7 protein-coding genes are annotated in these 9,593 nt (G+C 48.4%); 3 read left to right on the forward strand and 4 right to left on the reverse strand.

The annotated features are described in order from the left end of the window. Nucleotides 1-628 precede the first annotated feature (628 nt). Together M2137_RS14735 and M2137_RS14740 are read left to right on the forward strand one after the other, a co-directional pair. On the forward strand, nt 629-874 hold the full coding sequence (locus tag M2137_RS14735) for an RNA-binding protein (RefSeq protein ID WP_280767189.1): 246 nt from the start codon (nt 629-631) through the stop codon (nt 872-874). Between the two features lie 144 nt (nt 875-1,018). After that, nucleotides 1,019-2,248 carry a hypothetical protein gene (locus M2137_RS14740; protein ID WP_280767190.1) on the forward strand — a complete coding sequence of 410 codons (1,230 nt, stop codon included), beginning with the start codon at nt 1,019-1,021 and terminating at the stop codon, nt 2,246-2,248. A 60-nt stretch (nt 2,249-2,308) separates the two neighbouring features. Here the strand turns inward: M2137_RS14740 and clpB are convergent, their stop codons facing one another. Continuing rightward, nucleotides 2,309-4,897, reverse strand: a complete 2,589-nt coding sequence (clpB, locus tag M2137_RS14745; RefSeq protein ID WP_280767191.1) for an ATP-dependent chaperone ClpB — start codon at nt 4,895-4,897, stop codon at nt 2,309-2,311. A 191-nt stretch (nt 4,898-5,088) separates the two neighbouring features. On the opposite strand from clpB, the gene M2137_RS14750 reads away from it, so the two are divergent. Further along, nucleotides 5,089-6,030 carry a VOC family protein gene (locus M2137_RS14750; protein ID WP_280767192.1) on the forward strand — a complete coding sequence of 314 codons (942 nt, stop codon included), beginning with the start codon at nt 5,089-5,091 and terminating at the stop codon, nt 6,028-6,030. Nucleotides 6,031-6,140: 110 nt separating this feature from the next. On the opposite strand, the gene M2137_RS14755 is transcribed toward M2137_RS14750, so the two are convergent. The 3 genes from M2137_RS14755 to M2137_RS14765 are packed head-to-tail and all read right to left on the reverse strand — an operon-like array spanning nt 6,141 to nt 9,370. Next, nucleotides 6,141-7,367: a hypothetical protein gene (locus M2137_RS14755; RefSeq protein ID WP_280767193.1), complete on the reverse strand. Its 1,227-nt coding sequence runs from the start codon at nt 7,365-7,367 to the stop codon at nt 6,141-6,143. A 55-nt stretch (nt 7,368-7,422) separates the two neighbouring features. Beyond that, complete coding sequence (locus M2137_RS14760) at nt 7,423-7,806, reverse strand: hypothetical protein (protein WP_280767194.1); 384 nt, start codon at nt 7,804-7,806, stop codon at nt 7,423-7,425. 13 nt (nt 7,807-7,819) lie between these two features. Continuing rightward, complete coding sequence (locus M2137_RS14765; RefSeq protein ID WP_280767195.1) at nt 7,820-9,370, reverse strand: M81 family metallopeptidase; 1,551 nt, start codon at nt 9,368-9,370, stop codon at nt 7,820-7,822. Nucleotides 9,371-9,593 lie beyond the last annotated feature (223 nt).

The following is a 9,593-nucleotide window of genomic DNA, read 5'->3' on the forward strand; positions in this document are numbered from 1 at the left end:
ATATCTCATGAACCCGAAAAGGGTTCAATTGGCTAAGACCGACCTTTAATTCAACACCTTCGGCGTTGGTTTGTTTCCACATTCGCTATCACCCCTCAGTCGTTCGCTTCGCTCTCTTCACTGGGGGTTATTAGGAATTAAATCCCTTCCGGGCTTTCTGCAATCGAAGATCGCTTAGCGAAAGCGTAAAGCAAACCTTCAATTTCTTTCCGATCTGAAGATCTCACCACCCATTTTCACACTCCTAACTCTCGAAATGTTAAAATACGGACTGTAAGCAAAACGCCCCTTTTGCTTACAAACCCATACGTTAAAAAGTGTTTCTCCCGGGAGTTTGTCTCCGAAGTCCCGCTTTTTTGCGCGCAAAGTCGTGCGGAAATTACAAATCGTAAATTGGGGGTTTCTCCGGGAAGGAGTAAATTAACGTTTATTTGCGTTATTATGAGGTGTAAGAACCTCTTCCGTTGGAATACGGGGTGATCTGGAGAAAAAAAGTGTTTCTGCGAAAATAAAAACTGAAAAATGCTTGTATATCAACTTTATTGCTTTTCTTTGCTGCGACAAAACAAACGATTCTTCCTTTTGTGAAGCGATCTTTGTTTCAAATTAATTACTTATTTATTTTTTTATGAACATTTACATTGGTAATCTTAATTACCGCGTTAGAGAACAAGAATTGCAACAGATTCTTGAAGAGTATGGAACAGTTGATTCTGTTAAGTTAATCATCGATCGTGACACTCGTCGTTCTAAAGGTTTCGCTTTTGCGGAAATGCCTAATGATGATGAAGCAAGAAACATGATCAAAGAATTGGACGGTGCTGAATACGAAGGTCGTCAGATGGTAGTAAAAGAAGCAACTCCAAGAGGCTAATCTCTATAGCCTCGGCTTAGAAGATATTGGTTTTATAATGGGGAGATAGATTTAAATCTATCTCCCTGTTTTATTTTTAAGCGGTTTTTCGCTACGTTTGTAGGCAAAACACGAGAAAGGATGTATTTCAGCACACGTAAACAGATGATAAAGATAAAGCTATACCTGGTTGGCTTCTTCTTATTTTTATCTTCTGTTGTCCCGCTGCTGGCACAACATGCCGAAGGGATCTATTCAGACGATTACACCATCGATCCAGAGAAACACAAAGAACTCTCTATCGAGCTCAACAACCTCAACTTTTTTAAGAATATCGAATACGATAATACGGTGATCAAAGGCTATTCGCTGCCCGGATTATGGATACAGCCCAAAGTGGTCTATTATCCTTTGCCGAACATTAAATTGGAAGCCGGATTGCATGCATTGTTGTATCATGGCAGCTATCGTTATCCCAATGCGGCCTACCATGATATAGCCGAATGGAAAGGGGGGCAGTATCAGAAAGGCGCTCATATTACCACTTATTTCCGGGCACAATTGCAATTGACGAAAAACCTGAACATGGTCTTGGGCAATATCTACGGAGGGAGCAACCACCAATTGATAGAGCCATTGTATAGTCCGGAGCTGAACCTGACGGCGGATCCCGAGGTGGGTCTGCAGTTGTTGTGGGATAGCCGGCGCATCCACGCGGATGTATGGCTCAACTGGCATAGTTTTATCTACAAGGGAGACACGCATCAGGAAGCGTTTACGGTCGGATTGTCGAGCCGCTTCGACCTGAATGATCCCGATTCAAAACTACATTTCTATGTGCCTCTCCAGGTATTGGCGCAGCATAGGGGCGGGGAGTTGGATACCATGCAGGTTAATTCGGTCAGCACCTTTGTGAATGCGGCAACCGGAATCGGACTCACCTGGAACACCGAGCATCGCCTGTTCAAGCGCCTCACCGTCGAAGCCGACTACCTGGGTTATTATCAGCAAGCCGGAACCCTATGGCCTTTAGACAAAGGGGTGGCCAGCTACCTCAGCCTGCATGCCGAGATAGGCAAATTCCATCTGAAGACAGCCTATTTCAATAATCAGGATTTCATCTCTTTATTCGGGAATCCGCTTTTTGGCGCTATGTCGTTGACGGAGGAGAATGCGGTGTATGAACATCCGCAGATGCTTTATTTGGGAGGAGAGTATACACTGAAGCTCGGCAAAGGTTATACTTTAGGTGTTGATTTCGATCTCTATCAGATGTTCTCCGACGTGATCAACAACCCCGAAACCGGCAAGCGCTCCATCAAAAGCAACACCAACTTCTCCTTTGGCGTCTACTTCAGGGTAACACCCTTCTTCCTATTAAAAAAGTTTCATTAATTGAAAATGGATAATGGGTAATGGATAACAAAACCACTATCCATTCTCAATTACCCATTATCAATTCTGAAAAACAAGCCCTTCCCCTTCGCGATCTATCACAATCGGCCTGTTCCGATCAATTTTTGCGGCCAATATCTCTTTCGAGAGCTCGTTTAATACATATTTCTGGATGACACGCTTCACCGGACGGGCGCCAAACTGTGGGTCGAAGCCTTCGTCGGAGATGAATCGTACGGCGGCATCCGTAAATTCCAAAGCAATACCATTTCCGGCAAGCATCTTCTTCACACTGTTCAACTGCAAGGTCACGATCTGACGGATCTCCTCTTCGTTCAGCGGCGTGAACATAATAATCTCGTCGATACGGTTCAGAAACTCGGGACGGATGGTCTTTTTCAACAGCTCCAATACCTGAATCTTCGTTTCGTCGGTCACCTGTTCGCGGTTCTCCGGTGTCATCTTCTCGAAGTTCTCGCGGATAAGCGACGATCCCATATTGCTTGTCATGATGATGATCGTATTCTTGAAGTTGACCACACGGCCTTTGTTGTCGGTCAACCGCCCATCATCCAACACCTGCAACAGGATATTAAACACGTCGGGATGCGCCTTTTCGATCTCATCAAAGAGCACTACCGAATAGGGTTTCCGGCGGATGGCTTCGGTCAACTGACCGCCTTCGTCGTATCCCACATAGCCGGGAGGCGCGCCGATCAAACGGGTAGCGCTGAATTTCTCCTGGTACTCGCTCATATCGATACGCGTCATCATATTCTCATCATCGAACAGATACTCGGCCAACGCCTTGGCTAACTCCGTTTTACCCACTCCGGTCGTACCCAGAAAGATAAAGGAACCGATCGGACGTTTCGGGTCTTGCAGACCGGCACGGCTGCGGCGCACGGCATCCGATATGGCGGTGATCGCCTCTTCCTGCCCGATGACGCGGGTATGCAACTCATCTTCCAATTTCAATAGTTTGTCTTTCTCGCTTTGCATCATCCTGTTCACCGGAATGCCAGTCCAGCGCGATACCACATCGGCAATATCTTCGCTATCGACCTCCTCTTTGATCATGGCGTCATTGCCCTGCATGGCGTGCAGTTTCGCCTCAACCTCTCCGATCTCCTCTTCTTTCGCCTTGATTTTTCCGTAACGCAATTCGGCTACCTTGCCGTAGTCTCCTTCGCGTTCCGCTTTGTCGGCCTCGAACTTCATATTCTCAATGTCAATCTTATTCTGCTGTATCTTATTGATCAGCTCTTTTTCTGTTTGCCATTGAGCCTTTTGTTTGTTTTCTTCCTCTTTCAGGTTGGCTATCTCTTTGTTGAGGGATTCCAACTTTTGTTTATCATTCTCCCGCTTGATAGCTTCCCGTTCGATCTCCAATTGCTTGATACGACGCGACACTTCGTCTAACGATTCCGGCACAGAGTCTACCTGTATACGCAAACGGGCAGCCGCTTCGTCCATCAGGTCGATCGCCTTATCGGGTAGGAAGCGGTCGGTGATATAGCGGGAAGAGAGTTGCACCGCCGCAATAATCGCATCGTCTTTGATGCGCACCTTGTGGTGGTTCTCGTACTTCTCCTTCAATCCTCGCAGGATAGAGATCGTATCCAGTTCGTCCGGCTCTTCCACCATAACGGTTTGGAAACGGCGTTCCAGGGCTTTATCCTTTTCGAAATACTTCTGGTATTCATCCAATGTGGTGGCGCCGATCGAGCGCAACTCGCCACGTGCCAGGGCAGGCTTCAGGATATTGGCAGCATCCATAGCGCCTTCTCCCTTACCGGCTCCGACTAAGGTGTGGATCTCGTCGATAAAGAGGATGATCTCTCCATCCGATTTGACCACCTCGTTGACCACAGACTTCAATCGTTCTTCGAACTCTCCTTTGTATTTGGCACCGGCAATCAATGCCCCCATATCCAACGAGAAGATCTGTTTCGACTTCAGATTCTCCGGCACGTCACCCCGGATGATACGATGTGCCAGCCCTTCGGCAATAGCGGTCTTACCCACGCCGGGTTCACCAATCAGGATTGGATTGTTTTTCGTGCGGCGGCTAAGGATCTGCAACACGCGGCGGATCTCATCGTCGCGACCGATCACCGGATCGAGCTTGCCACTGCGGGCGCGTTCGTTGAGGTTGATCGCGTATTTACTCAGGGAATCGTAGGTCTCCTCCGCCGACTGGCTGGTGACTTTATTCCCTTTACGCAATTCGTCGATGGCCAGGCGCAATTCTTTCTCGGTCACGCCGGCGTCTTTCAACATCTGCGAAGCGGTGCTGTTTTCGGTCAGTAACGCCAGGATGATATGCTCCAGCGACACATATTGGTCGCCCATCTTTCCTGAATAGTCGATTGCCTTCTGCAAAACCGCATTGGCCTCGCGGGATAGATAAGGTTCTCCCCCTGATACTTTCGGGTAGGATTCGATCTGACGATCCAATGCCAGGTTGAGGTTTTGTATGTTTACGCCCAACTTCTGGAAGAGAAAGTTGGTTACACTCTCTCCTGTCATAATGACAGCCTTCAACAGGTGAGCCGCTTCGATAGCCTGCTGGCTATTCCGGGCGGTCAACTGCACAGCCTGCTGCACAGCTTCTTGCGATTTAATTGTAAAATTGTTCAAATTCATATCTTTATCTTTTTGTTTATTTATCCTTTTATCATGATAAGGGGCAAAATATATGCCGCACGAGAAATAGGTCATTTTGTCATTCGATTTCCTATTTTCCATTCTCTTCTAATAAAACAATCGGGGTTTTCAAAAGGTTTCTCGAAAAGAAATATGTATATTCGTCGCAAAACCATCTAATGCAATTGTATATGAAAGCGTATTATACCTTTATTATCATCCTGTTTGCCATGACATCCATTCTACACCAACCGGCAAAAGCCGCAGAGCGTCCTAAAATCATCGGTGTATCCCATGCCTGTTTCTATACAACAGACATGGCGCGTACCAGTCAGTTCTTTACCGATTACTTAGGATTTGAAATAGCCCAGGACGGGCTAAGTATCCCGGCATGTACGATCATTAAATTCAATGATCGTCAGTTTATCGAACTCTTTCCGGATCCGGAAGGCACACGCAACCAGGCGATGCACTACTGCCTCGAGACCGACGATTCGGAAGCCTGGCGCATCTACCTGAAGGAACTGGGTTATAAAGTGCCCGAAGAGCCGTTGACTCCGGGGCGTACCGGCAACCTGAACTTCTTTGTTCCAATGCCGGGAGGCGTTGCCTGTGAGTTTATTCAATACCTGCCGACGGGCATGATTGCCCAGACCCGTGGCAAATACCTGCCGGAGAATCCCATCTCCAATCGCTTGGGTCATGTCGGGTTTATGGTCGACGATATGGATAAGGTACACCCCTTTTACACGGAAGTATTCGGCATGAAAGAGACCTGGCGCGGAGGCCCTTCGGCGGATGTGGTGAAATGGGTGCATATTCAGTTGCCCGAAAGCGAACAAACCGTGGAATATATGTTGTATGATAAAGAACCCTCAAAGGGCGAACGCGGTGTGATGAACCATATCTGCCTGTTGGTAGAAGATGTTTATGCGGCTCAGGCTGTGCTTGAAACACGCACCCTGCCTGAAGGATGCAGGAATACCGGGATCAGTCTGGGGGCAGACAACAAACGCCAACTGAACCTTTATACGCACGAAGGCATCCGCGTCGAATTGGTAGAAGACCATTTCACCGACGGCATACCCGCCCCATCCTCAACCGGCAAGCCTGCAAAATTTGTCAAAGAGTAATAAGAATAAAACAAAAAGACTTTAGCCAGCATATAATATGCTTTGGCTAAAGCCTTTTTTAATAGGAATTTATGATCCGTCGGTTAAAACCGACGGCAATTAATAATAGCTTAATTCATTTTCAGTTGGTACCCCGCCCATTCGCTGATCCATTCTGCCGGGTCGATTGTTTCTACCGGGGTGTTGCGGATGAGGGTGTTTGTTTCCGTGTCGCCGCGCAGGAATTTATCCACAAAGGCTACAACGGCCGCATGTTGGCTATCGTTCACCCGACAATGCGGATGCCCCGGTGAGAAGTCATATCCGATTCGGTCTTCCACGCCCATGGCTTTCCATACCTCCATGGCTGCCTCGGTGGCAACATATCCGGAAGGATCACCCAGCCATTGGAAGTCCGGATTTCCTAATACCAATACGGCACGCGGCGCAATCAAAGCGATCAATTCATGATGGTCGTAAGGCAAACGATCGGCCTTGCCATCGAAATCATTCCGCAACCGTTTCATAAACCAACTATAATTGGTATTGCTTATTTTCTCTACCTCGCCAATTGTTTCCGATACACGCCAGGCATTGACGCCTCCGCCACCCGACTCCTGCACAATGGCCAAAGCGATGCGCTCATCGAAAGCAGCACCAAACAAGGTCATCTTGCCGGCATACGAACAGCCGGTGATTCCGATGCGCGACATATCGGCATTCAGTTGCGACTGCACCATCTCCAATCCATCGATCAAACGGCTGATACCCCACGACCAGGCACAATAGTCGCCCGCTTCCTTTAGGTGAGGATACATCTGGAAGAAGGGACCCTCTTTTTCCGGGACGCCATAGCCATAGATAGCCGTTTGGTTGTGGAGATAAGGGATCTGTATAAAGTCTTCGAACAACTCCGCCGCCATGGTGCCGGTCGGGCGATTCATGCCGATAATAACCGGGAACGGCCCTTCGCCTTTCGGCATGGTTACGGGAGAAGACAGCGTCAATGTTTGCCCATTATCTTTGATCACCACCTCCAGAACACCGTTCGAATAGGTAGCAGTCATATCGGCAGGACGTGGTGGCCGCAGCCCCAATTCATACGAACCGATCTCATGAATGATTTCCGTACGCCGACGGGTCCATTCTTTGAATGTTTTACAACGCCCGCTTCCGTCCGACCAGGCAAAAGGATCCGGCAACTTGGCTACGGAAGGCAATTGCTCTACCGGGAGAATCTGAGGCAGCTTGGCATCTGCTCCCCGGTTTTCCACGTTGAATGACAAAGGAACCTGCTTGGTTTGTGTACAAGCCGACAGGGCACACACCGCCATACATGCGATTAGAAGTTTTTTCATTTGAAACAATTATTTAGTGGTTATATAAAAATATGCGCGGATAAATGTAGGAAATTTATTTGTTTTTAGAGGATAACCAGACTCTTTTTATGATCATCAATATCAGTCCGATCAGTTTAAAGGCAATCGCCCCATAAAAAAGAATACTCCAAAGCCAGGGAACCGGATAGAGATATCGAAAAATCATGGAGATAAAGATCATTGCCACCCCGGTAAGAATAAATCCCAGCCAGAGGCTCGGCTGAAAACTTTTGGAACGGAACACCCGAATAAGGAAGATCGTTTTCAATACAATCGCGATGCCAAACAACGGCGCCCAGACCATTGTCGGGACACCTAAAAAGCGGAGGATGATAGCCAGAAACAGGAGTCCTAAGCCATAATATAAGAAGTGTTTATTATTTATTCGTCGCATATTCGTTGCCTGTCCGGTTATCATCCTTCTTTCTTTTTTATTTCGCCACAAAAGGCACTAAGCGGGCTTTCAGGTCGGGCATCGGCATGTCTTTATCGAGTGGATACATCGGGCGGTCGATCCGTTTATAAGGAAGCCCGTAGAGATCCTGATTCACACCACCTACGGTCAATGCCATCATCCAGTCCGCCTGCATATTATAGAGCTCCGGTTCGAGGTAGCCGATCTTTACCACCACGATATCCGCTTCGCGCGGATTCAGATTCAGTTTGGTAAACTCTCTTTCGGTATGAAAACCTTTCCGTTTCTCGGTCACGATCACGTGGATGCTTCCGATTCGAACCGCCACTTCCGAATTGTTCGGATTGTCGTAGATTGCCGTCACCACCCCGTTCAGCCTTACCGGAGGCGCGAAGCGATCATCCACCTTGGCACCGGCTACTCCGTCGATGCGGCCACCCACGCCTACCTCTTTCGCTTTCTTGACAAATTCCGGTCCGGGCACCGAGGCATAAATCAACGAAGGCCCGTCGGCCGAGCGAAACTCCTGTCGTTTTAACAGTTCCGTAATGGTCCAGGTCACATCGCCTGCGCCGCCCGCTGTCGGGTTATCGCCCGTGTCGCTGATAAAGAAAGGTTTTTTCTCACCCGTAAGCGCTTTGGCCAGACACTCTTCCAGGGTGCCTACCGGCGCGACAAACTCAAACTGATGGCGTACGCTCCAGAAGTGGTGTGCCAGGTATTCCGCCGTGCGTGTCACCATATCGCGGTCGTCGCCGGTCACCATCACCACCGCTTTGTTGCGTGGTTCGTCGGCCCAGGCGTAGCCAATCCAGATAGCCGCATCGATAATACCCTCCTGTGCCGTGGCGGGCGCTACGGCGGCATAGAGTGATTTGGCCGGTTCCACCCGCGTGCTGGTCTGTTCGCCCGGCAATAGGATGGGGATTGGGATCCATGCTTTATAACCCGGACGGCCTTTCCCCGATTCGATACGTTCTAATAGATTGCTAACGGCTCTCTCTTTGGATTCCATGGCGTCTTCATGCGGTGCCATGCGGTAGCAGGTCATCAGATCCGTATTCTCCGCCAGGCGCCAGCTCACGTTGCCGTGTAAATCCATATTGGTCGAGATAATAGGCTGTTTCCCGATCAGTTCGCGTATCCGGATAATCAGATCGCCTTCCGGATCGTCGAGACCCACCACGCTCATTGCCCCATGAATATCAAAAAAGAGGGCGTCGTAAGGCATATTCTCTTTCAATAGATCCAGGATCTTTTTCACCATCGATTCATAACTTTCCCGGGTCACCGCGCCACCCGGCGTGGAGTAGGCCGTCATAGCTGGAAACCATTCCGCCTTTTCGCGTAGTGGCTGTCCCTCGCGCAGGAAGGGATACGAGTTCAATAAATCATCGCCAAAACGTTTTGTAAAGGCATCTTCCGTTGTCAGTGCAGGCGAGAAGGTGCATGACTCTATGCGTATACCGGCAATCCCTATGCGGGGTTTCGTTTGCGCATGCAGGGAGGTAAAGGTCAACAATCCGATCATCAGGATCGAAAAGAGAAAAATGTGTTTAGATTTCATATAGCAATTATTACGTTTACGTTACAAATATACTTCACATAATTTGAATCCCCCTAATTATGTGATGATTCAGTATTTTACAACAATGTAAACAAATGTTAATTCGCTCATTTTCGGCGAAACCCCGAATTTACGATTTGTAATTTCGGCGGGACTTTGCGCGCAAAAAAGCGGGACTTCGGAGACAAACTCCCGGGAGAAACACTTTTTAACGTATGGATTT

This window comes from Parabacteroides sp. PFB2-10 (assembly GCF_029893085.1).
GTDB lineage: Bacteria > Bacteroidota > Bacteroidia > Bacteroidales > Tannerellaceae > QVMG01.

Excerpts from the sequence above, each read along its gene's own strand:
- M2137_RS14740 (WP_280767190.1), top strand. The coding sequence starts at position 1,019 with ATGATAAAGATAAAGCTATACCTGGTTGGCTTCTTCTTATTTTTATCT.
- clpB (WP_280767191.1), bottom strand. The coding sequence starts at position 4,897 with ATGAATTTGAACAATTTTACAATTAAATCGCAAGAAGCTGTGCAGCAG.
- M2137_RS14735 (WP_280767189.1), top strand. The coding sequence starts at position 629 with ATGAACATTTACATTGGTAATCTTAATTACCGCGTTAGAGAACAAGAA.
- M2137_RS14760 (WP_280767194.1), bottom strand. The coding sequence starts at position 7,806 with ATGATAACCGGACAGGCAACGAATATGCGACGAATAAATAATAAACAC.
- M2137_RS14765 (WP_280767195.1), bottom strand. The coding sequence starts at position 9,370 with ATGAAATCTAAACACATTTTTCTCTTTTCGATCCTGATGATCGGATTG.
- M2137_RS14750 (WP_280767192.1), top strand. The coding sequence starts at position 5,089 with ATGAAAGCGTATTATACCTTTATTATCATCCTGTTTGCCATGACATCC.
- M2137_RS14755 (WP_280767193.1), bottom strand. The coding sequence starts at position 7,367 with ATGAAAAAACTTCTAATCGCATGTATGGCGGTGTGTGCCCTGTCGGCT.